Origin of the sequence: Agrobacterium bohemicum, from assembly GCF_001562555.1 — a bacterium.
GTDB lineage: Bacteria > Pseudomonadota > Alphaproteobacteria > Rhizobiales > Rhizobiaceae > Agrobacterium > Agrobacterium bohemicum.
The window spans coordinates 185,410-207,109 of sequence record NZ_KQ961024.1 but is presented as its reverse complement, the minus strand read 5'-3'; the positions used below and the strand labels follow the sequence as shown (position 1 = coordinate 207,109).

Sequence of the window (21,700 nt, the reverse complement as noted above, 5' to 3'; positions counted from 1 at the left end):
TAAGTTTGGCGCAAGACAATATGCGCGGCCCCCAAAGTCAAGCCACAGCGTGTTATCCTTACGTGAAATCCGATTGCCAGCCCCCACGATTTAGGCATAACCTGCCGTAAATCGTTGCAACGTTGGGTAAAAAGGGGAACGCATGCATCGGACCGTGATCGTAACAGGCTCAACCAGTGGTATTGGTCTGGCTATAGCGCAAGCCTTCGCCAATGACGGCTGCAACGTCATGCTCAATGGATTCGGCGTTGAGCATGAGATCGAAGACACGCGCCTCCTGATGGAAGCGGAGAGCGGAACACGTGTTCTCTACCACCCCGCCGACATGACCAAGCCGGACGAGATTGCCGATCTCATCAAGACAACCCACGAAAAGCTGGGCTCAGTGGACATCCTGGTCAACAATGCGGGCGTTCAGCACGTTGCGCCGGTGGAAGATTTCCCGCCGGAAAAGTGGGACCAGATCATCGCCATCAATCTGACCAGTTCTTTTCATACCATGCGGGCTGCCATTCCACTGATGAAAGCTGGGGGAAAAGGCCGCATCATCAACATCGCCTCGGCCCACGGGCTCGTCGCCTCACCTTATAAATCTGCCTATGTCGCGGCAAAACATGGTATCATCGGGCTGACAAAATCCGCAGCGCTCGAGCTTGCCGAAACCGGAATTACCGTCAATGCCATATGCCCCGGCTATGTGCTGACCTCTCTGGTGGAAAAGCAGATACCCGATACGGCCAAGGCACGCGGCATCAGCGAGGACGAGGTGAAGAACGATGTTCTCCTACGGCTGCAAGCGACGAAGGAATTCGTGAAGGTCGAGGACATCGCAGCGACCGCGATTTTTCTGGCCAGCGATGCGGCCAAACAGATCACTGGCACGCATATTTCCATCGACGGCGGTTGGACCGCCCAATAATCAGAACGCATACGAAGGCTACGCATGAAAGACGCAATCAGCTTCATCCTCAACAACGAGACAGTGTCTCTTCGGGATTTCGGCCCGACGGAAACGCTGCTCGATTATCTGAGGCTGCAAAAACGACTGACCGGCACCAAGGAGGGCTGCGCCGAAGGCGACTGCGGCGCTTGCACGGTGCTGGTCGGGCGTCTGATCGATGGCTCGTTGCGCTATGAGACCGTCAATGCCTGCATCCGCTTCATAGGCTCGTTACACGGCACGCATATCGTCACCATAGAGCATCTTGCTGGCAAAAATGGAATGCTGCATCCGGTGCAGCAGGCAATGGTCGATTACCATGGTTCGCAGTGCGGCTTCTGCACACCCGGTTTCGTCATGTCGCTCTATGGCCTGTGGTTGACCAGCGACAAGCCGTCGCGTGCAGACATCGAAAAGGCCTTGCAGGGCAATCTCTGTCGCTGCACGGGTTACGAGCCGATCATACGCGCTGCCGAAAGCGTGACGGCTGCCAAGCCGAGCACTCTGTTTGACCCGATAGAGCGGGATCGCGCCAGCATCATGTCCCGCCTATGGGCCATCCAGATGAACGAGACCATTGTCGTCAGCAAGGGTGACTGTCGCTCGATCATCCCCTCCAACCTCTCGGAATTCGCGCAAGTATACGCCGCCGAACCCAAGGCGACCATCGTCGCCGGCTCCACCGATGTCGGCTTGTGGGTGACAAAGCAGATGCGGGCGTTGAATCCCGTGATCTTCATTAATCACTTGAACGACCTGCAATCCATTTCGGTTGAGAATGACGGCATTTCGATAGGCGCCGGCGTGACTTACGCCCATGCCTTCACCGTTCTGGCAAAGCACATTCCACCCTTCGCCCGCCTGATCGACCGCATCGGCGGTCAGCAGGTGCGCAATATGGGAACGATAGGCGGCAACATCGCCAACGGCTCACCTATCGGCGATACCCCACCGGCGCTGATTGCGCTGGGTGCGACGCTGACCTTGCGCTCGGCGTCCGGTAGCCGGACCATGCTGCTCGAAGAATACTTCATCGATTACGGCAAGCAGGACCGTCTCACTGGCGAGTTCGTGGAGAAAATTTTCGTACCAGTCCCAACCGCCGATACGCATTACGCTATCTACAAAATCTCCAAACGCCATGATGAGGATATTTCCGCCCTCTGCGCCGCCTATCATCTCAAACTTGATGCGGCAGGCACCGTGGAAGATATCCGCATCGCCTTCGGCGGCATGGCGGTAACGCCGAAGCGTGCAGCAAAACTGGAAGAAGCGTTGATGGGAAAGACCTGGAGCATGGAAACCATCGAGGCTGTTCGTGATACCATTGATGAGGATTTCCGGCCGCTGACGGACTGGCGCGCTACCGCCGAGTACCGGATGCTGACGGCAAAGAACCTACTCACCCGGTTCTTTCTTGAGACATCCGGTGAACGCCAAGAGTTGCAGCGTTTCGCGCTGGCGGAGGCTTGACCATGGATACCAACACTTTCGAACGCACCAAAACCGTCATCGACGGCAAGATGCATGGATCATTACGGCATGATTCAGCACACAAGCATGTCACCGGAAGTGCCGAATATATCGATGATATTCCAGAACCCGCAGGCATGATCCACGGTGCCATCGGCATGGCCGACCGAGCGCACGCCGAAATCGTGTCGATCGACTTGTCCGAAGTAGAAGCCACGCCCGGCGTTCTGTGGGTGATGACCGGCAAGGATGTTCCGGGTGAAAACGATGTTTCCTCCGGTGGACGTCACGATGAGCCGTTGCTGGCGGAAAAGCTGGTGCAATTTCACGGCCAGCCGATCTTTGCCGTGTTCGCCGAAACCCGCGATATTGCCCGTAAGGCTGCCCGCAAGGCGAAAATCACATACAACGATCTGCCGCATTGGAGCGACATCGACGGAGCGCTTGAAAACGGAGAACCGCTGGTCACGCCTGGCATGGTGTTGCAACGTGGCGAAGCAGAACTGGAAATGGACGTCGCGCCGCGTCGGTTGACCGGCACGATGCGGATCGGCGGGCAGGAGCACTTTTATCTGGAAGGCCACATCGCTATGGCGGTGCCGGACGAAGACGATGAAGTGACGGTGTGGAGTTCCACTCAGCACCCCAGCGAAATCCAGCACATCGTCAGCCATATTCTGCAAGTGCCTTCCAACGCCGTGACCGTGCAGGTACGTCGCATGGGCGGCGGCTTCGGCGGCAAGGAAACGCAGGGCAATCAGTTTGCCGCACTCTGCGCTATCGCCGCCAAGAAACTGAACCTTGCCGTCAAAATGCGCCCTGATCGCGATGAAGACATGACCGCCACCGGCAAGCGCCACGACTTCCGCGTCGACTACGAACTCGGCTTCGATGAGGAAGGCCGAATTCACGCCGTAGACGCAACCTATGCAGCCCGCTGCGGCTTCTCGTCCGACCTCTCCGGTCCCGTCACGGACCGCGCACTTTTCCACGCGGATTCAAGCTATTTCTATCCGCATGTAAAACTGCAATCGAAGCCCTTGAAAACACACACGGTTTCCAACACAGCCTTCCGCGGTTTCGGCGGCCCGCAAGGCATGCTGGGGGCGGAACGCTTCATCGAGGAAATCGCTTACGCGGTTGGCAAGGACCCGCTTGAAATCCGCAAACTGAATTTCTACGGCCAGCAGGGTTCAGGCCGTACCCTGACGCCTTACCATCAGGAAGTCGAAGACAACATCATCGCTCGTGTCGTTGAAGAATTGGAAAGCTCCAGCGATTATCAGGCGCGGCGAGAGGCTATCATCGAGTTCAACAAGACCAGTCCCGTTATCCGCAAAGGCATTGCGCTGACGCCGGTAAAATTCGGCATCTCCTTCACCATGACCGCCTTCAATCAGGCCGGAGCCCTTGTCCATATCTACAATGACGGCTCCATTCACCTGAACCATGGCGGCACCGAAATGGGCCAGGGCCTTTACACCAAGGTCGCCCAGGTCGTCGCCGATGCGTTTCAGGTGGATATCGACAGGGTCAAAATCACGGCTACCACCACCGGCAAGGTACCGAATACCTCTGCCACTGCCGCCTCCTCCGGCACCGATCTCAACGGCATGGCCGCATATGATGCCGCACGCCAGATCAAGGAACGCCTCGTCAAGTTCGCCATGGAAAAATGGAATGTGGGCGAGGATCAGGTGAGGTTCCTTCCTAACCGTGTCAGTGTCGGAACAGAAGAAATCGCCTTCAACGACTTCATCAAACAGGCCTATTTCGCCCGCGTCCAACTGTCCGCCGCTGGCTTTTACAAGACACCAAAAATCCATTGGGACCGCGCAGCCGGCAAAGGCACGCCGTTCTATTACTTCGCCTACGGCGCATCCGTGTCGGAAGTCTCCATCGATACGCTGACCGGCGAATATATGATGGAGCGCACCGATATTCTCCACGATGTTGGCAAATCGTTGAACCCGGCCATCGACATCGGCCAGGTCGAAGGCGCTTTCGTGCAGGGCATGGGCTGGCTGACGACCGAGGAATTGTGGTGGGATGCCAAGGGGCGACTGCGCACCCACGCGCCCTCCACTTACAAGATACCGCTAGCCTCCGACCGTCCGAAAATCTTCAACGTCAAACTGGCAGAGTGGTCCGAAAACGCCGAGCCCACCATTGGCCGTTCCAAGGCCGTGGGCGAACCGCCTTTCATGCTGGCGAACTCGGTGCTGGAGGCGCTGTCTATGGCGGTGGCCAGTGTCGCAGATTACAAAGTCTGCCCACGGCTGGACGCGCCAGCAACGCCTGAAAGGGTGTTGATGGCGGTAGAGCGGTTGAAAAAGGTGTGAGGCGATGAAGCAGCGCTCGAGTGCAGGGCAGCCCCCCTCTGGCTTGCCAAGGCCAACGCCCATGCCTGATGCCTCCCTCCAGAGCTTCCTCGAATCCCCCACCATCCTCATCGAAATCGAATCCGTCAAAGGGTCCGCTCCACGGGAAGCTGGCACGTTCATGCTCGTCTCCGATGACCGCATATGGCAAACCATCGGCGGTGGGCAGTTCGAATATATGGCGATTGACCATGCCCGAGCCATGCTGGCGGGCAGAACGGCAATTGACATCATGGACATTCCACTCGGTCCCGAAATCGGCCAATGTTGTGGTGGCCGCACGCTACTGAAATTCACCAAGGTCACGCCCGCGATAACGGAGGCGTTAAAGCAACGCCTGGCACAGGATCGTAAATCCCAACCCGCGGTCTTCATTTTCGGTGCGGGCCATGTGGGCAAGGCCTTGGCGCAGACATTGTCGTTACTACCGCTATCCGTCTCAGTTATTGAAACCCGCGCGGAAGAACTTCAGGACCTGCCCGAGACCGTCACATCACATCTGACTGCGATGCCGGAAGTAATAGTCAATAACATTCCGACAGGTGGTGCTCTCATCATCGTCACCCATGACCATGCGTTAGATTTCCTGATTGCGAAGGAGGCACTTAACCGAACCGATCTTGCCTATGTCGGCATGATCGGCTCAAAGACCAAGCGCGCCACCTTTGCGCATTGGCTGGAACGTGAAGGTGAACCGACCTCGACTCTGGCCCGGCTCGTTCTGCCAATTGGCGGCACTGTCGTAAAAGACAAGCGCCCTGCCGTCATAGCGACCTTGGTAGCAGCCGAAGTGCTTCACGCAATTCATCGCTTTGCTGCTCCCTCCCCGGCCCGATCTGAGCGCGGCCATCCAGCAGGCCAAGATCACGCTTAATGTGGTCTTGTAGCTCGTCCTCCTGAGAATTACCCGGCCGAGCTGACTTTCGCACAAACCACTCCGCTGTCCATAGTCGCGCAAATAGCCGTGGCCAGACGCTGAAAGCGGCTGTACTCATATCATTTCTCCTAAGCTCTTTTGATGCTATGCAAGAGAAATGCTCCTGTTTCCATGGAAAAACCAATGAAACTTCTGAAGATATGGATAAAGAGAACTTATCCATGAAGCTATCCCGTAACGTCCCATTAAATGCGATGCGCGTGCTGGAAAGTGCCGCCCGTCACCTGAGTTTTACCAAGGCTGGCGAGGAACTGGGCATGACGCAGACAGCGGTGAGCTACCAGATCAAATTGCTGGAGGATTTCGTTGGCGCGCCGCTGTTTTTACGCAAGCCAAGGCAGGTTGCGTTGACCGAAACGGGCGAATTGCTGGCAGGCCGGGCGTCGCAAGCCTTCAGCATTCTGGCAACGGCAGTGGAAGAAGCTCGTAACAGAACGGCGGATATCCTCATCATTTCCTGCACTACGACATTTGCGCACCAGTGGTTGGCCAAACGGTTGGGCGTGTTTCAGGCGCGGCATCCGCAAATTGCGGTGCAACTGGCACTTTCCAACGAAATCGTGGATTTTTCGCGCACCAACGTCGATATCGGTATACGTTGGGGCAAAGGCGATTGGCCTGGCCTGATCAGCCGTCGCATCATGCGGCTCGATTTTGCGCCGGTCGTCAGTCCCACGCTGGCAGCGACCATCGGCGGAATGAAGCACCCCTCCGATATTCTCAAGCTGCCTATCATCAGCCCGAATGACAGGTGGTGGAAACATTGGTTTGCGGAGGCTGGTGTCACGGAAACCGATCTGGACAGTCGCACCCGGAGCGATTTCGGCATTCAAAACCTGGAAGCGCAGGCGGCGATAGCAGGACACGGCGTTGCCATCGTCAATCCTGTGCACTTTGCGGAAGACATCGCCTCTGGACGTCTGTTGCAACCGTTCGATCTGGTTTGTAACGATGGTCATGACTACTGGCTGGTTCACACCGAAGCGCGCCGCAACGTCGCCAAAATCAAAGCCTTCACGGAGTGGATGCAGGAGGAATTTCCGACAGAAACCTGATGTAGAGCAACAATATCTGCGCGTTTCGCACAACGCCCCTTTTCTGATCGGTAAATATTTCGCACAGTGCGTTGCAAAGTCAGGGGAACAGAATGTACGAATACGCCATTGCGTGGGAATGGATGGCCTTTGCCGTCCGCTGGCTGCACGTTATTACCGCCATTGCCTGGATTGGCTCATCTTTCTATTTCATCGCGCTCGATCTGGGATTGGTAAAGCGCGCGCATTTGCCGCCGGGTGCTTATGGCGAAGAGTGGCAGGTGCATGGCGGCGGCTTCTATCATATCCAGAAATATCTGGTCGCGCCTGCGCAGATGCCGGAACATCTGACATGGTTCAAATGGGAAAGCTATGCCACATGGCTCTCCGGATTTGCCATGCTCTGCATCGTCTACTATGGCGGCGCGGATCTCTTTCTCATCGATCATTCCGTGCTGGAACTCACGCAGTTCCAGGCCATCTGTCTGTCGCTGGCGTCGCTTGTCATTGGCTGGGTGTTTTATGACCTGCTGTGCAAATCGCCAATCGGCAACAACACCTGGGGCCTGATGGCCGTGCTTTACATTGCGCTGGTGGGCATGGCCTGGGGCTATACGCAGATATTCACCGGTCGTGCCGCTTTCCTGCATCTGGGCGCCTTCACAGCCACCATCATGTCGGCCAACGTCTTCATGATCATCATTCCCAACCAGAAGATCGTCGTCGCGGACCTCATTGCAGGCCGCACACCGGACCCGAAATATGGCCGTATCGCCAAGCAGCGCTCGTTGCACAACAACTATCTGACGCTGCCCGTCATCTTTTTCATGCTGTCGAACCACTATCCGCTGGCCTTTGCAACGCAGTTCAATTGGATAATTGCAGCACTGGTATTCCTGATGGGCGTCACGATCCGGCACTGGTTCAACACCACCCACGCCCGCAAGGGTAGACCAACATGGACATGGCTGGTCACGGTCCTGATTTTCATCGTCATCATGTGGCTCTCCACCGCGCCGAAGATACTGACGGGTGAGCAGGAAGAGAAAGCGGCAACACTCTCCCCCACACAGCAGCTTTTTGCCGCTGATGTTCATTTCGCCTCCGCGCGGGATGTCGTGCAGAGCCGCTGTTCCATGTGCCATGCGGCAGAGCCGGTCTGGGAGGGTGTTCCCTTTACCCCGAAGTCGGTAAAGCTTGAGACGGATGCACAAATTGCGGCGCATGCGCGGGAAATCTATTTACAGGCGGGCCGCAGCCATGCCATGCCCCCCGGCAACATCACGGCGATCACGCCGCAAGAACGCAAGGTGCTGACCGCATGGTATGAGAGCGCCGTATCCCAAGGAAGAACGGAATGAGCATGCTTCTGCTGCGCGGACGACTTTTGAGCTTCAACCGCGCACCGCACTCCATCGATGACACAGCAAGTTACCTTTATATCGAAGATGGCGGGTTGCTGATCGAGGACGGCAAGATCAGCGCCATTGGCGAGTATGAAGATATTCTTGCGCGGGTGCCCGAGGGTGTGGAAAAAAAAGACCACCGGCCTCACCTCATCGTCCCCGGCCTGATTGATCTGCACATGCATTTCCCGCAGATGCAGGTCATCGGCTCCTACGCCGCCAATCTGTTGGAGTGGTTGAATACCTATACGTTCCCGGAAGAATGCCGCTTCGTGGAAAGCACCCATGCAAAACGCATCGCCACGCATTTCTACGACGAACTCCTTCGCCACGGCACGACGACGGCGGCGGCTTATTGTTCTGTTCACAAAACATCTGCCGACGCCTTTTTCGCCGAAGCCATGAAGCGCAACATGCTGATGGTGGGCGGCAAGGTGATGATGGACCGCAACGCTCCGCAAGGCCTGCTGGACACACCGCAACTCGGTTACGACGAAACGCGCCAGGTGATTGCCGCCTGGCACGGCAAAGGCCGCAACCACGTCGCCATCACCCCCCGCTTCGCCATTACTTCGACACCGAAACAGATGGAAGCCGCCCAGGCTCTTGCGCAGGAATTTCCTGACCTGTTCATCCAGACCCATTTGTCCGAAAACCTGGACGAGATCAAATACACCTGCGAGCTTTACCCGGATGCCATCGACTATACGGATATCTACGTCCGCTACGGTCTGATGGGCAGCAAGACGCTGCTCGGCCACGCCATTCATCTGTCGGATCGCGAAGCGGATGTACTCTCAGAAACCGGCGCCGTCGCTGTTCACTGCCCGACATCCAACCTGTTCATCGGCTCCGGACTGTTTCCAATGAAGACGCTGCAACGGCGCGAAAAGCCAGTGCGCATTGCCGTTGCGACCGATATTGGCGGCGGATCGAGCTATTCCATGCTGCGGACCATGGATGAGGCCTACAAGATTCAGCAACTTCTGGGAGAACGTCTGAACCCGCTGGAAAGCTGGTATCTTATGACGCGCGGCAATGCCGAAGCCCTTTCGATGGTCGACAAAATTGGCACTCTCGAAGTCGGCACGGATGCGGATATTGCTGTGCTAAACGCATCAGCAACGCCCGCAATGGCGCTGAAAATGGAGGTTGTTAACAGCCTGACAGAAGAACTGTTTCTCATGCTGACGATGGGAGACGACCGTGCAGTAGAGGAAACCTATATTGCAGGCATAGGTGCAAAAACCGTTATCTGACTTTCGCCAGTCAATACCGTCTGCGCACCGGTCAGAGCTGCGTCCAGTGTTCCGAGCTTAAAACTCAGAGCAAATGAAATGTGCGGCTTTTGCCGCCCTTTTTTCCGCCTACAAATGATCAGCTAGCGAGAAGGCCGGATGGACTGTTTGTTGCCTTATCGAACCGCTTCTGCCGCACATCCCGGTGACTGTTCTTCAACATGCTGGCATATTCGAACACAGTCCTCGGCGTCCAGACGCCGGCAGCGACCCTTGAATTCAGATAGTCTGCCGTGATCGACCCAATATCAACCCCTGTTCCAGCATCCAGCAACACCTTGACCGTCCATGCACAATTCCTGCGCAGCAGATAGTAACGCGCCTTCTTTGCAAGCAAAGCTTCCCAGGTTCGTTTCATCCGCGCCTCGTCGAGGCCGGAAATCGACACCCGCCCTATAGGAGGGCCGCCTTCAGCGACGACATCCTGATCGTAGGTATATGGATGGACGGGTACGCCCATTTCTTTACTTCCGTCATCTTTTCCAGGCCACCAACTGACATATGTTTGCTGACCGGCACTTTGTCCGGCACCAATCAAAAGCGAAACATGACCGACACGTCCAGGAAGGTCAGCAGGCCAGAAATTCAACAATATCATGGTTAACTCCGATCACACCGATTTCGAATTAATCTATCTCAGGTAGTATAATTTATAATCTGGAGTTTCACAGCGTGTAAAAGGCGATTTTATGGCAAAGCGACTTTACCTGCGGTTCGAGTTATCCGCGAACTCATGCCAAAAGCGCTGTCCTGCATCCGAGCGATCGAGACTTTTTACACAAATTCAGATGTTACAAATGACACTCTCATGTTAGGTGAAGATGTTATTCAAATTTGAAGGCTTCATCCATGGGCAAAGTTCTTACCATTGCGGACTTGAAGAAACAGGCACAACGTCGCGTGCCGAAAATGTTCTTCGATTATGCGGATAGTGGCGCGTGGACGGAGAGCACCTATCGCGCAAACGAAGATGATTTTTCCAAGATCAAACTGCGCCAACGGGTTCTCGTTGACATGACAGACCGGTCGCTGGCGACAGAGATGATTGGGGAAAAGGTATCAATGCCCGTGGCCCTTGCACCCACCGGCCTTACCGGTATGCAGCACGCGGACGGCGAGATGCTGGCCGCGAAAGCCGCGGAAGAGTTCGGCGTTCCCTTCACTCTGTCGACCATGAGCATATGCTCCATCGAAGACGTCGCCTCCGTCACTTCGCGGCCGTTCTGGTTCCAGCTTTACGTGATGAAGGACCGCGATTTCGTCAATAACCTGATCGACCGTGCCAAGGCCGCAAAGTGCTCCGCGCTGGTTCTGACGCTAGACCTTCAAATTCTCGGCCAGCGTCACAAGGATCTGCGAAACGGGCTATCCGCGCCGCCAAAATTCACGCCAAAGCATATCTGGCAGATGGCAACGCGCCCGCAATGGTGCCTGGATATGGCGCGCACAAAACGGCGCAGCTTTGGCAATATCGTTGGCCATGCCAAGAACGTGTCCGATCTGTCCTCGCTGTCGTCGTGGACGGCGGAGCAGTTCGACCCGCGCCTGTCCTGGAAGGATGTCGAATGGATCAAGGAGCGTTGGGGTGGCAAACTCATCCTCAAGGGCATTCTGGATGAGGAGGACGCCCGTGCCGCCGCCGATACCGGTGCGGATGCCATCATTGTTTCCAATCATGGCGGCCGCCAGCTCGACGGGGCGCTTTCATCCATCGAAATATTGCCGAAAATCGTTGATGCCGTTGGCGACAAGATCGAAGTGCACATGGATGGCGGCATCCGCTCCGGTCAGGACGTGTTGAAGGCCATCGCGCTGGGCGCCAAGGGCACCTATATCGGCCGGCCGTTCCTCTATGGTCTCGGCGCTGGCGGCAAGCTTGGCGTTACCACCGCACTGGAAATCATCCGCAAAGAAATGGATGTCACCATGGCGCTGTGCGGCAAACGACTATTGACCGATGTTGACCGGACCATTCTCGTACGTTGAAAAGGCCACTGCCCGTCAATGCCCAACCGTCTTTGAAAACACGTTTACAACGACGACTCCTGCGATGATAAGCCCAAGCCCGATCATCGCGGCCAGATCAAGCGTCTGGCGGAAGAACACATAACCGACGACGGAAATCAGCACGATGCCGAGACCGCTCCAGATCGCGTAGGCGACACCAACGGGCAGCGTTTTTAGGGTGATGGACAATAGGAAGAACGCCGCACCGTAAAAGACAGCCATGAGCACCGTTGGCACAAGCCGGGTAAACTGTTGCGATTGCTGCAGGAAAGACGTGCCGATGACCTCGCAGACGATAGCTGCAATGAGCGCCGCATAGGTCGTGACAACTCCATTCATGTTTTGTCCTCTCCGCGTGTCATCCCTATCAACCTCTTGCGAAGTGCCTCGCCAGTGTTACCTGCGTGACCGTTATCGCTCATCAAATCCGCAAGCCAGATGCCATCGACGGCAAGCCTGACAAGCTCGAGACCGATCTCGCCATCCGTCTTTTTATGGCGCGCATTGCGCCCGTCGATCCAGCTTTGCCACATCTGCCGCAGCGACGGTTCGCTGATCAGCGCAACCGACATCGCAGACCATTGCGCATAGGTTTCACGCCTGCGATCGGTAAAGAAGGCATTCACATAGGCCCGTGTGAAGCATCCATAGCCGTCACGATCCCGTGAGATCAGCGCGTCGATGTCGGCATCGAGCTTGGCCAAAAGGTCGCTAAGCAAAGCCTCCAGCAGCGCGTGTTTGGAGGAAAAATGATGAAACAAACCGCCCTTCGTTACCCCAGCAGCGGATGCGACGGCCTGCACTGAGACCGCCGAAAACCCCTGCTCCGCAGCAAGTCTGGCCGCGCAGTCGATGAGATTTCTACGCACCACGTCAGGCTGCTTTTTACGTTCCGTCAAACTATCCATCGTCAATACATACCGGACGGTAGGTTTCTTTTCAAGAAAATTACCCGCCACCAATGGGGGTCGATTTTCATACTTAATTAAGGATGAAAGCGATCTTTAAAGTTTGAACGGTTTCGCTGCCTGAAACTATTGGTAGGCTTGCGGGGCGACGAGTGGACGGACAAGGGGGGAATTTATGTCGGGAACGATCAGACGGGGATTGGCTGGAACATGGATGTTTGCTTTGGCCTTCCTCTGCACGGTCCTCTCCCTGCAGGCGTCTCAAGCGCAGGCGGGCTATGCGCATTTCGTAATGGATGCGAAGACAGGAAAAGTACTGGCGTCGGAAAATGCCGACGTTAAAAACTACCCTGCATCCCTCACGAAAATGATGACGCTCTATCTGGTTTTCGAGGCGTTGCACGATGGTCGCCTCAGCTGGAACGAGCGCATCACGATGTCGAAGCGCGGTGCAGCCGTCATCCCTTCGAAACTCTGGGTGAAAGCGGGTACGACCTTCACCGTGCGCGAGGCGGTCTATGGCATGATCGTAAAATCCGCGAACGATATGGCGGAAGGCATGGGCGACCATCTGGGCGGCTCGCAAGCGAAGTTCGCGCAGATCATGACACGCAAGGCGCGACAGCTTGGCATGACGAAAACCGTTTTCCGCAACGCATCCGGCCTGCCGAACAAGGCACAGGTCACGACGGCGCGCGACATGGCAAAGCTTGGACTCGCGCTACAGCGTGATTTTCCGAAAGAATATAACCTTTTTGCAATGCAATCCTTCAAGTTCCGCGGCAAGACGATCCGCGGCCACAACCGGCTGATGGCGCGCTATCAAGGCGTTGATGGCATCAAGACCGGCTACACCAATGCCTCCGGATTCAACCTCGTCAGCGCGGTCAACCACAACGGCCGCAGCGTCGTTGGCGTGGTGCTGGGTGGCAAGACCGCCCGTGGTCGAGACAATCAGATGGCGTCCCTGCTGGACCGTACACTCCCGAAAGCGTCCAGAGGAACTGGCAACCAGCAACTCATCGCAAGCGCAAGTTCAAGCAAAACATTCGACGTGACGCCTGCCAGCGTGCCTTTGCCGATGTTTGCGGAACGCCGCGACCCGATCGCCGCGCAGATCGCTGCCGGAAACGCCGTGATACCGGATATGATGCAGACATCTGCGGTGCGCGCCACGACCTCGGAGCGCAGCGCATGGGAAGTGCAGATCGCAGCAGCGGATTCGCAAAGAGCAGCCCTCTCCCTGCTGCGCAACGCCCGCCCATCCATCGCATCCAGCTATTCAGGAATTGCGCCCTACACGGAAGCAGTCAGAAGCGGTTCCGCCACACTTTACCGCGCCCGCTTCACTGGTTTCGACAATCAGGCAGCAGCGCTGTCTGCATGCAAGGATCTAAAGGCACATTCCTACTCCTGCGTCGTCATGGCAAACGAGAGTTGAGAGCGGATCAGTCAAGCCAGCCGGTAGCAATCGCATTGCCCAGTTGTGACATGCCGTTTGCCCGCGCAAGCTCACCCATGGCGACATGGTCGTAGCGGACTTGCCGGAAATAAACCTGCCAGCCGTGAGCCGTCTCTTCCAGCACGGCATAACTGGCAAGCGGATGACCGGCTTCGACCTGGTGATAGACCGGTTCGTCATCTTTCCAGCCCGGGCAACCGACACTGCCCGGATTGACGATCAACCGGCCATCGGAAAGATGAACGGTGCGGGCTATATGGGTGTGACCGCACAGCATAAGCGGTTGCTTGATACCTTCCGCCAGTGCTTCGATCTCTTTCAGTGGGCGCAGGCTAAGAATGCCTTCGGGTGAAAGCCTCTCTAGCCAATATTCCAGATCGCCTTTTGGTGAGCCGTGGCAGCAATAAGCAACATCCTTGAACACCATGTCGAAGGGCATGGCCTGCAACCAGGCGAGATGAGCCGTCGAGAGCTGCGCATGCGCAGGCTTTTCCCAGTCTCCCATGTTCTCGAACGGGCGGTCGATCAAAGCACGATCATGATTGCCACGAACGGTCGGGATGTTCTGCCCCACCAGAATATCAGCGGTGCGGCCAGCTTCCAGCGGCCCGCTAAAGCAATCGCCGAGATTGACGATATCGGTAATCCCAAGTTTTCCAATATCCGAAAGGACGGCTTCCAGTGCGGCGCAGTTTCCGTGGATATCGGCAATAGCGGCAAAAATCATCGAGTTCAGCTTCCACGGTATGTTGAGTAACTATAGGGCGAAAGCAGCAGTGGCACGTGATAATGGCTGCTCTCATCTGCTATGCCAAAACGAATGGGGATGATGTCGAGAAAGGCGGGGTCCGGTAGAGCAAGACCTCGGGTTCGGAGATAATCGCCCGCGTGGAACACCAACTCATAGTACCCCGCGCGAAATTCATCGCCGATGAGCAACGGTCCACCATCAACACGACCGTCACTGTTGGTTTCCACCGTTTTCAGCTTTTCGCGGCTGTCGCCATCCAACCGGTAAAGATCGATGTTCAAACCCTGCGCAGGGGTGCCATTGGCGGCGTCGAGAACATGGGTGGTAAGACCGGTCATGGCTTGGGCTCCGCAACGAAATAGGGCTGATCAAAAAAGAATTCTTCCAGATTGTTACCGGGGCCATCCCGATCCACAACCAGAAAATCACTGGTGGAATCGAGCGTCATCAATGGATGATGCCAGACATTGCGATGGTAATTCACGCCTTGATCCGCACGGGCCAGAAATACACGCGGTTTTCCAGGCTTCCCCTGCACGTCCTCAGAAACGACCACCAGAAACGGATTGCCGGACAGCGGCGTAAAGCTCTGGCTGCCAAGCGGATGTCGTTCCATCATATCGATGGCGTAGGGAAACCGCCTGGGTTTGCCACGAAAAATGTTCAATACGACACGAGCACCCTCGCCTGTCACGTCAGGCGCTGCGAGCGCATGATGCCGCTCGGTATTGCCACCATTGATGAGCTTGATCGTTGCGGTGTCTGCCTCGATAACATCGCCAAAGGGTGCGAATACCTCTTTGGTCAAAGGCAGGATTTCAAGAAATTCAGTCAAAATTCATTCACCTTGGACACGCCAGTTTCTGATGAGTGCCATACGCGCCTGCAAGTCGGGGATACTTTCAGTGACCGTCCTCCAGACAACCGACAGCAGGCCGGAATAATCATGCAAGATGAGATTGCGCATGGCCTCAGCTTTCCGGCAGGATGGCAGTCAATCGCAACAGAGCGATCTTCTCGACCTGCTCTGTCGCGGTTGCAAACTCATCCTGCACATTATGATTGATGCGAGTTTCGAACGAGCGCAGGATATCGTCTTTGGTCAGACCTTTGACGGCGATAATGAACGGAAAGCCGTTCTTCTCGACATAGGCAGCATTGAGTTCCGTAAATCGGGCATGCTCGTTTGGAGAAAGGCGATCAAGACCTGCCCCAGCCTGTTCTTTGCGGCTGTCTTCGGTCAGCCCTCCGGCGATGGCCAGCTTTCCTGCAAGATCGGGATGGGCGCGCAGAACGCCCAGTCTTTCGTCTTGGGAGGCCGCGCGAAAGTGTTTTGTGAGTGCGGCATGCACGGTGCCAGCCGTCATAGGCTCCCGAACGTCGCCTGCATCAAAGGCGCGTTCCGCAATAAACGGCGAATGCTCGAAAACGCCGCCGAAACGGCTGACAAACTCGGCCCTACCAACCATCAAAGCGCCTCCGGCTTATGATGTGCATGCCAGTGACGTGCGATTTCGACGCGTTGGGGTATCCAGACCTTTTCATGGCCAAGCACGTATTCAATGAAACGACGAAGCGCTGCGGCCCGGCCGGGACGACCGACGAGCCGGCAGTGAAGGCCAATGCTCATCATCTTGGCTGCACCTTCGGCCCCTTCCTGATAGAGCACATCGAAGGTGTCCTTCAGGTAGGTCAAGAACTGATCACCGGAATTGAAGCCCTGCGGCGTGGCAAACCGCATGTCGTTTGCATCGAGCGTGTAGGGAATGATCAGGAACGGATCATCCTTCAGTCCTTTGACCCAGTAGGGCAGATCGTCTGCATAGCTGTCAGAAGAATAAAGGAAACCGCCCTCCTCCATAACGAGGCGCAAGGTGTTATCTGAGGGCTTGCCTTGATACATGCCGTAGGGGCGCTCGCCGGTCAGCTCCGTGTGCAAGCGCACGGCTTCAAGCACATGCTTTCGCTCTTCTTCCTCTGAAAAGTCCTTGTATTCCAGCCAGCGATAACCGTGGCTGGCAATTTCCCAGCCTGCTTCTTTCATCGCAGCAACGGCTTCAGGGTTGCGCGCCATGGCTGACGTGACGCCGTAGACGGTGGTCGTGACGCCGAGGCTGGTGAACATGCGCCACAGCCGCCAGAAACCGGCGCGCGATCCATATTCGTAGATCGATTCCATGTTGAGATTGCGTTGCCCTGGCCATGGCTGCGCACCGACGATTTCCGACAGCAGAGACTCGGACGCCTTGTCGCTGTCGAGAATGCAGCTTTCGCCACCTTCTTCGTAATTTATGACGAATTGTACCGCGATTCTGGCATCGCCTGGCCATTTGGGATCAGGGGCATTACGACCGTAACCAACGAGATTACGGGGATAGTCAACGGAAATCATCAAATCACCTTCACGCAAATTTCGTGAACGGTAGCATTGCGGACCGGAAAGTCGAGAGCATTTTCGATCGCGTCGTTATGCAATCTTTCGGGCAGACACGCGACCCATGGGGTGCAGTGAATGCACGCGGAACGGGGCGCCCGGCTCGTCTTCCACGAAAAGGGCAAGGTTGGAGAATTCGACTTGCCTGTCCAAAACAGGCTCGAAGACGCCACGCACTGCCCGCTCCACACGCACGCAGTCCGCAGGCACTACACCACCCGTCAAGATCATCTGGAACCGAAATTCGTCCATCACATAGGGATGGCCCCAACGGTGAAGATTGGTCAGTTGCGTTGCAGACAGACGATCGGGGTCGGCGCGCTCGATATCGGCGTCGGATAGGGGCGCACGATACCGATCAAATTCCTGAACAACGCTTGCCGCGAGAAAATTCAGGGCTTCCGATGGCCAGGACAGCACCAGCCCATACAGATTTCCGAGTTTGGCAATTTCGAACGGCGGCAAGGTAAAGGGTTGATGCGTTCCGGCAAAATGCATCAGGCTACGCAGCAGCGCTGCCTCGCCGACATCATCCATCAAGCGGAATGGCGCCTTGATTGCGCCATGGAAACCGTAACGACGTGGAAGAGCCGTATGATAGGAAATTTCCTGCATGCCGAGGCTTGAAACGGCGGGTGGTTCCACCGTCTGGCCGGAATAGACATCGCGACCAAGCCAAGCCGCAGCCGCATGGGTCAAGGGGTCGTTCGGGGAAGGCGTAAAATGAATGGCGTACCGCATGCGTCGTCACCTCGCCGTCCGAAACGGTTTTCATCAGCTATATTGCATAAGGCAAGCTGTTAGGTGATTTGCGTGACAGATTAACGACGTGCAAACGCTGATAAATCAATGAGGCAGGTTGAAAACGCAGATGTGATCTTCAAAAGAAAAACTGCCCGGTACATCCATGGGCTTGCCCTGTAAAGCATCCAGAGCAGCATCCGCCAGGCGATGTGCCAGGCCGAAACTGACCTTGAAGCCGCCGGTCAATGCAATTATTCGTGGGTAATCAGGATGCGGACCAACCATAGGGTCACGCCCGATCGCCTTGGGACGCAAACCGGCCCAGCGTTCGATAACGGGAGCATCTGCAAGCGAGGGAACGATCTGCCGTGCCTGCGCAATCAGACCATCCAGCTTCTCATCCGTCGTCAAAGCGTCGTCAAAGTCTTCCTCGCTGGTGCTGCCGATAGCAACCGTGCCATCCTCATGCGGCACGACATAGAGACCGTTCAGAAACACCACAGGCATTAAGGGATCCGCATTGACTTGCAACAATGCGGCCTGCCCTTTGACGGGCCGCCCAAGATCGGCATCCGCAGCGAAGCCCAACGCTTCGGTCAAAAGCGGAAATGAATGATGCCCGGCTGAGACCATGGCGTGACCAAAGCCAATCCGCTGGCCATCCATCAAGATCGCCGCTCCATTCCTATCCAGCGTCGCAACACCGCAGTTCTCCACCACCTGCACATGTTTTGCCCGTCGCAGATACTCTTTCAACATGGCAATGAATGCCCGGGGGGAAACCTTGGCGGCGAAGGTGTCGTGTACAAAACCCGCCTCACCCGCTGCTGCGTTCACCCATCCATCGACCGGCGGCGTATCCAGCAGGTGCCAATGAAATTGCCGGCCACCTTGGCCCCAATTCGATATGGCATCCCTTTGATGCCGTTCCGCGATTGAGCGCAGATGGGGCTTGGGCAACGGGATGATTCTCCCGCATCGCCGGTAGCCTGCCGACAGGCCCGTTTGCGCCTCCAATGCCCCTATCTCGGTTTCGAGGCTCAGCAAGGCATCGAATTGAAATTGCTTCTTGTCGGACCAGCGATCCGGCATGTGCGGCATCAAAGCACCCAGAAGACCGCCACTGGCACCGCTTCCAATGCCGTCGGCATCGACCAGCAACGTGTCGATACCGAGCTTTTCCGCCTTTACCGCCGCCCACAGCCCCATGATGCCACCGCCGATGATCAGCAATGAGACGCTGGCTGGCAAAGATGATTGACCTGTTTGCCGGGGAAGACTATCGGCTTGGAGCATGAGACATCCCGACGAAAATATGCCGGCACGAGCCGGCTCAAATATGCTGGATTGGCGAGAGGGCGATATGCCCTATTCTCTGGCCTTTGGCGACCACTTTTATTGCCAGACGGACGGACGGCAGGAATGCAGCCACGTCTCACTGTCGGGCAATGGCCTGCCTGAACGCTGGCAAACGGCGCAGGGAACATTCCGCATCGGTGAACTCGGTTTCGGGACGGCACTCAATCTGTGCGAAACCTGGCGGCAGTGGAAACTGCACCGCCCCACCAATGCCAAGCTGCATTTCGTGTCCTTCGAGCTCTACCCGATGACCACGAGTGAGTTGGACCGCGCGCTGTCCCATTGGCCGCAGCTGGACGCCGAGCGCAAAGCGTTCGTCGCGCAGTGGCCCTCGGACCCGGAAGGCTGGGTTGACATAACTCTGGATGAGCAGACGCGTCTGACCGTCTTCTGCGGCGACGCCATGCAGGGGATCATCCAGAGCACGGATACATTCGACGCCTGGTATCTCGATGGCTTTGCGCCCGCGAAGAACCCGGATATGTGGTCGCTGGAGATCATGGCAGCGCTGTTTGCGAAGACCGCTCCAGGCGGAACCTTTGCGACATTCGCGGCGGCAGGTTTCGTGCGGCGCAATCTGGGCACAGTTGGCTTTACCGTCGAACGTCGACCCGGCTTTGCGGGAAAACGGGAAATGCTGTGTGGCGTAAAGCCATAACGAAAAACGCCCGGATTTTCATCCGGGCGTTTCTTAATTCAGATCAGACCCGATCAGCCGCGCTTGCGACCGCGACCTGCGTTACCAGCAGGACGAGCCTGACCGGCAGGTGCGAAGGAACCGGGTTTACGTGCCGGACGACCCTGGCCACCGCGATGGTTGCGGTTAACGGCTGGCTTGCCAGCTGCGCCTTCGGCATTTGGACGCTTGAAATCTGACGTCACTTCCAGATCGTTGTCGCGTTCAACAGGTGCGAATTCACCAGCGCGTTGACCACGGAATTCGCCATTGCGGCGTCCGCCGTCACGCGAAGCGCCGTCACGAGGACCGCGCTGTGGACGATCACCATGTGCACGCTCGCCACGTTCTGCACCTTGACGGCGAGGACCGTTTGCATTGGCGCGGTTGCCAGCGCCACGGTTATTGTTGTTCCCGCGAGACGGGCTCGACAGACCTGCTGGACGTTCGCCGGACAGAACCGGAATCTCGATCTTCATCAGCTTTTCGATGTCATGCAGCAGACGGGTTTCGTCCGGTGCGCAGAACGCAATGGCAATGCCGTCGAGACCAGCGCGGGCTGTACGACCGATCCGGTGAACGTAAGCGTCAGCCACTTCAGGCAGATCATAGTTGAAGACATGCGTTACGGCTGGAATATCGATACCGCGTGCGGCAACGTCAGTCGCAACCAGAACCTTGAATTCGCCGTCCTTGAAGCCCTTCAACGCACGTTCGCGCTGGCCCTGGCTCTTGTTGCCATGGATCGAAGCAACCTTGAAGCCGATGTGTTCCAGATACTTGGACAGCTTTTCAGCCCCATGCTTGGTGCGCAGAAACACGATAGAACGGCTATCCGGGTTTTCGTTGAGGGTCTTCTTGAGAAGCTCGGTCTTGTCGTTCTTGCCTACAACGAAATGAACATATTGTTCTACCTTGTCGGCAGCCTTGCCCGGAGGCGTAACCTGAACGGTAACCGGGTTTTTCAGATAGCTGCCGGCCAGGTCTGCGATCGAGTTCGGCATGGTGGCCGAAAACAGCAGTGTCTGACGCTCGGCAGGGACCATCCTGGAAATCTTGCGCAGATCATGGATAAAGCCGAGGTCGAGCATCTGGTCGGCTTCGTCAAGCACGAGGAAAGTCACCTTGGACAGGGAAATCGCGTTGCGCGAGATCAGATCGAGCAGGCGACCAGGCGTGGCAACCAGAATATCTGTGCCCTTTTCCAACTGCAGTTGCTGCTTGTTGATGGACGCGCCACCAACGACCTGATTGATCTTCAGATGCGTCTTGCGCACGAAGCCGCGGAGGCTCTCGCCAATCTGGTTCACCAGTTCGCGTGTCGGCGCCAGAATAAGGGTGCGGGTGGTTCTGTTTGCAGGACGATCAGGTAGCTTCAACAGCATTTCTATGAGCGGCAGGCCGAAAGCGGCCGTCTTGCCTGTGCCGGTCTGTGCAAGACCGATCATGTCGCGACCTTCGAGAAGAAGCGGAATCGCTTTTTCCTGGATGGGCGTAGGTGTGGTGTAACCGAGCTGGGTGACGCCGGCCACGATTTTTTCGGAGAGGCCGAGTTCGCTAAAACTGGTCAATAGTATACCTTTCGGGGCGCCAAAACGCTTGAACCCGGATCAGCCTTGCTGTCCGGTTGTCTTGGCGTCAAGAACCCCGCGTGAATTGGGAACTTGTGGGTTGGAATGACTTTCTGCGCTTCAGTGCGGCGATTTCGCCGGCTCCTGTATCAATGCGCTTTTTCCTTCATGCGTCGTATCGTTTTCGTTGACGCTGCAGCTCACGCGGCTGCCGAGGGTGAAAGCTTGAGGGGGTTTGATCGTTTTGCGGAGAAAAGTCAAGCAAATGTTTTAGGTGCTTGATTTTCCATAGCGCCGCCAGCGGCGACCGAAACTTTAA

At 56.4% G+C, this 21,700-nt stretch carries 22 protein-coding genes; 10 read left to right on the top strand and 12 right to left on the bottom strand.

Going from position 1 to position 21,700, the window contains the following annotated elements:
• Positions 1 to 142 precede the first annotated feature (142 nt).
• The 7 genes from ATO67_RS04180 (at position 143) to guaD (ending at position 9,430) form a co-directional block, all read left to right on the top strand.
• Positions 143 to 919 (top strand): 3-hydroxybutyrate dehydrogenase, encoded by a 777-nt coding sequence (locus ATO67_RS04180; RefSeq protein WP_067644804.1) that lies wholly within the window; start codon positions 143 to 145, stop codon positions 917 to 919.
• A gap of 24 nt (positions 920 to 943) precedes the next feature.
• On the top strand, positions 944 to 2,413 hold the full coding sequence (xdhA, locus tag ATO67_RS04175; protein WP_067644801.1) for a xanthine dehydrogenase small subunit: 1,470 nt from the start codon (positions 944 to 946) through the stop codon (positions 2,411 to 2,413).
• A 2-nt stretch (positions 2,414 to 2,415) separates the two neighbouring features.
• On the top strand, positions 2,416 to 4,755 hold the full coding sequence (gene xdhB, locus ATO67_RS04170) for a xanthine dehydrogenase molybdopterin binding subunit (RefSeq protein WP_067644798.1): 2,340 nt from the start codon (positions 2,416 to 2,418) through the stop codon (positions 4,753 to 4,755).
• A 61-nt stretch (positions 4,756 to 4,816) separates the two neighbouring features.
• Positions 4,817 to 5,668, top strand: coding sequence for a xanthine dehydrogenase accessory protein XdhC (gene xdhC / locus ATO67_RS04165; protein ID WP_067644795.1), 852 nt, complete (start codon positions 4,817 to 4,819; stop codon positions 5,666 to 5,668).
• Positions 5,669 to 5,892: 224 nt separating this feature from the next.
• Complete coding sequence (locus ATO67_RS04160; protein ID WP_067645588.1) at positions 5,893 to 6,786, top strand: LysR substrate-binding domain-containing protein; 894 nt, start codon at positions 5,893 to 5,895, stop codon at positions 6,784 to 6,786.
• A 92-nt stretch (positions 6,787 to 6,878) separates the two neighbouring features.
• Positions 6,879 to 8,126, top strand: coding sequence for a urate hydroxylase PuuD (gene puuD, locus ATO67_RS04155; RefSeq protein WP_067644792.1), 1,248 nt, complete (start codon positions 6,879 to 6,881; stop codon positions 8,124 to 8,126).
• On the top strand, positions 8,123 to 9,430 hold the full coding sequence (guaD, locus tag ATO67_RS04150; RefSeq protein WP_067644789.1) for a guanine deaminase: 1,308 nt from the start codon (positions 8,123 to 8,125) through the stop codon (positions 9,428 to 9,430). The genes puuD and guaD overlap by 4 nt, the downstream gene beginning before the upstream one ends.
• A 118-nt stretch (positions 9,431 to 9,548) precedes the next feature.
• Here the strand turns inward: guaD and ATO67_RS04145 are convergent, their stop codons facing one another.
• Positions 9,549 to 10,067, bottom strand: coding sequence for a hypothetical protein (locus ATO67_RS04145; RefSeq protein WP_067644786.1), 519 nt, complete (start codon positions 10,065 to 10,067; stop codon positions 9,549 to 9,551).
• 251 nt (positions 10,068 to 10,318) lie between these two features.
• Between ATO67_RS04145 and ATO67_RS04140 the strand changes: the two genes are divergently transcribed.
• Entirely contained in the window at positions 10,319 to 11,455 is a 1,137-nt protein-coding gene (locus ATO67_RS04140) for an alpha-hydroxy acid oxidase (RefSeq protein ID WP_067644783.1), read from the top strand.
• 15 nt (positions 11,456 to 11,470) lie between these two features.
• Here the strand turns inward: ATO67_RS04140 and ATO67_RS04135 are convergent, their stop codons facing one another.
• Both ATO67_RS04135 and ATO67_RS04130 read right to left on the bottom strand, forming a co-directional pair.
• Positions 11,471 to 11,815, bottom strand: coding sequence for a DMT family transporter (locus ATO67_RS04135; RefSeq protein WP_067644780.1), 345 nt, complete (start codon positions 11,813 to 11,815; stop codon positions 11,471 to 11,473).
• Positions 11,812 to 12,384, bottom strand: a complete 573-nt coding sequence (locus ATO67_RS04130) for a TetR/AcrR family transcriptional regulator (protein WP_067644777.1) — start codon at positions 12,382 to 12,384, stop codon at positions 11,812 to 11,814. The genes ATO67_RS04135 and ATO67_RS04130 overlap by 4 nt, the downstream gene beginning before the upstream one ends.
• 175 nt (positions 12,385 to 12,559) lie before the next feature.
• Here ATO67_RS04130 and ATO67_RS04125 point away from each other — a divergent pair, with 175 nt between their 5' ends.
• The gene (locus ATO67_RS04125; RefSeq protein ID WP_106404895.1) at positions 12,560 to 13,825 is read left to right on the top strand and encodes a D-alanyl-D-alanine carboxypeptidase; all 1,266 of its coding nucleotides are present in this window, start codon (positions 12,560 to 12,562) and stop codon (positions 13,823 to 13,825) included.
• Positions 13,826 to 13,832: 7 nt separating this feature from the next.
• Here ATO67_RS04125 and ATO67_RS04120 read toward each other — a convergent pair whose 3' ends face one another.
• From ATO67_RS04120 to ATO67_RS04090, 8 genes are all read right to left on the bottom strand, one after another.
• Positions 13,833 to 14,573 (bottom strand): metallophosphoesterase family protein, encoded by a 741-nt coding sequence (locus ATO67_RS04120; protein ID WP_067644771.1) that lies wholly within the window; start codon positions 14,571 to 14,573, stop codon positions 13,833 to 13,835.
• A gap of 5 nt (positions 14,574 to 14,578) precedes the next feature.
• Positions 14,579 to 14,935: a hydroxyisourate hydrolase gene (uraH, locus tag ATO67_RS04115; protein ID WP_067644768.1), complete on the bottom strand. Its 357-nt coding sequence runs from the start codon at positions 14,933 to 14,935 to the stop codon at positions 14,579 to 14,581.
• Positions 14,932 to 15,432, bottom strand: coding sequence for an ureidoglycolate lyase (locus ATO67_RS04110; protein WP_067644765.1), 501 nt, complete (start codon positions 15,430 to 15,432; stop codon positions 14,932 to 14,934). The genes uraH and ATO67_RS04110 overlap by 4 nt, the downstream gene beginning before the upstream one ends.
• A gap of 3 nt (positions 15,433 to 15,435) precedes the next feature.
• Positions 15,436 to 15,564 (bottom strand): ribonuclease HepT family protein, encoded by a 129-nt coding sequence (locus tag ATO67_RS23690; RefSeq protein WP_280940003.1) that lies wholly within the window; start codon positions 15,562 to 15,564, stop codon positions 15,436 to 15,438.
• A 4-nt stretch (positions 15,565 to 15,568) separates the two neighbouring features.
• The gene (gene uraD / locus ATO67_RS04105) at positions 15,569 to 16,066 is read right to left on the bottom strand and encodes a 2-oxo-4-hydroxy-4-carboxy-5-ureidoimidazoline decarboxylase (RefSeq protein WP_067644762.1); all 498 of its coding nucleotides are present in this window, start codon (positions 16,064 to 16,066) and stop codon (positions 15,569 to 15,571) included.
• Entirely contained in the window at positions 16,066 to 16,989 is a 924-nt protein-coding gene (gene puuE, locus ATO67_RS04100) for an allantoinase PuuE (RefSeq protein WP_067644759.1), read from the bottom strand. The genes uraD and puuE overlap by 1 nt, the downstream gene beginning before the upstream one ends.
• A 75-nt stretch (positions 16,990 to 17,064) precedes the next feature.
• Positions 17,065 to 17,772, bottom strand: a complete 708-nt coding sequence (locus ATO67_RS04095) for a DUF1045 domain-containing protein (protein WP_067644756.1) — start codon at positions 17,770 to 17,772, stop codon at positions 17,065 to 17,067.
• A 105-nt stretch (positions 17,773 to 17,877) separates the two neighbouring features.
• Entirely contained in the window at positions 17,878 to 19,071 is a 1,194-nt protein-coding gene (locus ATO67_RS04090) for an NAD(P)/FAD-dependent oxidoreductase (RefSeq protein WP_067644753.1), read from the bottom strand.
• Here ATO67_RS04090 and mnmC2 point away from each other — a divergent pair.
• Positions 19,070 to 19,792, top strand: a complete 723-nt coding sequence (mnmC2, locus tag ATO67_RS04085; RefSeq protein ID WP_067644750.1) for a tRNA (5-methylaminomethyl-2-thiouridine)(34)-methyltransferase MnmC2 — start codon at positions 19,070 to 19,072, stop codon at positions 19,790 to 19,792. The genes ATO67_RS04090 and mnmC2 overlap by 2 nt on opposite strands.
• 53 nt (positions 19,793 to 19,845) lie before the next feature.
• Here the strand turns inward: mnmC2 and ATO67_RS04080 are convergent, their stop codons facing one another.
• On the bottom strand, positions 19,846 to 21,381 hold the full coding sequence (locus tag ATO67_RS04080; protein WP_067644747.1) for a DEAD/DEAH box helicase: 1,536 nt from the start codon (positions 21,379 to 21,381) through the stop codon (positions 19,846 to 19,848).
• Positions 21,382 to 21,700: the final 319 nt, after the last annotated feature.

Excerpts from the sequence above, each read along its gene's own strand:
- ATO67_RS04180 (WP_067644804.1), top strand. The coding sequence starts at position 143 with ATGCATCGGACCGTGATCGTAACAGGCTCAACCAGTGGTATTGGTCTG.
- xdhA (WP_067644801.1), top strand. The coding sequence starts at position 944 with ATGAAAGACGCAATCAGCTTCATCCTCAACAACGAGACAGTGTCTCTT.
- xdhB (WP_067644798.1), top strand. The coding sequence starts at position 2,416 with ATGGATACCAACACTTTCGAACGCACCAAAACCGTCATCGACGGCAAG.
- xdhC (WP_067644795.1), top strand. The coding sequence starts at position 4,817 with ATGCCTGATGCCTCCCTCCAGAGCTTCCTCGAATCCCCCACCATCCTC.
- ATO67_RS04160 (WP_067645588.1), top strand. The coding sequence starts at position 5,893 with ATGAAGCTATCCCGTAACGTCCCATTAAATGCGATGCGCGTGCTGGAA.
- puuD (WP_067644792.1), top strand. The coding sequence starts at position 6,879 with ATGTACGAATACGCCATTGCGTGGGAATGGATGGCCTTTGCCGTCCGC.
- guaD (WP_067644789.1), top strand. The coding sequence starts at position 8,123 with ATGAGCATGCTTCTGCTGCGCGGACGACTTTTGAGCTTCAACCGCGCA.
- ATO67_RS04145 (WP_067644786.1), bottom strand. The coding sequence starts at position 10,067 with ATGATATTGTTGAATTTCTGGCCTGCTGACCTTCCTGGACGTGTCGGT.
- ATO67_RS04140 (WP_067644783.1), top strand. The coding sequence starts at position 10,319 with ATGGGCAAAGTTCTTACCATTGCGGACTTGAAGAAACAGGCACAACGT.
- ATO67_RS04135 (WP_067644780.1), bottom strand. The coding sequence starts at position 11,815 with ATGAATGGAGTTGTCACGACCTATGCGGCGCTCATTGCAGCTATCGTC.
- ATO67_RS04130 (WP_067644777.1), bottom strand. The coding sequence starts at position 12,384 with ATGGATAGTTTGACGGAACGTAAAAAGCAGCCTGACGTGGTGCGTAGA.
- ATO67_RS04125 (WP_106404895.1), top strand. The coding sequence starts at position 12,560 with ATGTCGGGAACGATCAGACGGGGATTGGCTGGAACATGGATGTTTGCT.
- ATO67_RS04120 (WP_067644771.1), bottom strand. The coding sequence starts at position 14,573 with ATGATTTTTGCCGCTATTGCCGATATCCACGGAAACTGCGCCGCACTG.
- uraH (WP_067644768.1), bottom strand. The coding sequence starts at position 14,935 with ATGACCGGTCTTACCACCCATGTTCTCGACGCCGCCAATGGCACCCCT.
- ATO67_RS23690 (WP_280940003.1), bottom strand. The coding sequence starts at position 15,564 with ATGCGCAATCTCATCTTGCATGATTATTCCGGCCTGCTGTCGGTTGTC.
- uraD (WP_067644762.1), bottom strand. The coding sequence starts at position 16,066 with ATGGTTGGTAGGGCCGAGTTTGTCAGCCGTTTCGGCGGCGTTTTCGAG.
- puuE (WP_067644759.1), bottom strand. The coding sequence starts at position 16,989 with ATGATTTCCGTTGACTATCCCCGTAATCTCGTTGGTTACGGTCGTAAT.
- ATO67_RS04095 (WP_067644756.1), bottom strand. The coding sequence starts at position 17,772 with ATGCGGTACGCCATTCATTTTACGCCTTCCCCGAACGACCCCTTGACC.
- mnmC2 (WP_067644750.1), top strand. The coding sequence starts at position 19,070 with ATGAGACATCCCGACGAAAATATGCCGGCACGAGCCGGCTCAAATATG.
- ATO67_RS04090 (WP_067644753.1), bottom strand. The coding sequence starts at position 19,071 with ATGCTCCAAGCCGATAGTCTTCCCCGGCAAACAGGTCAATCATCTTTG.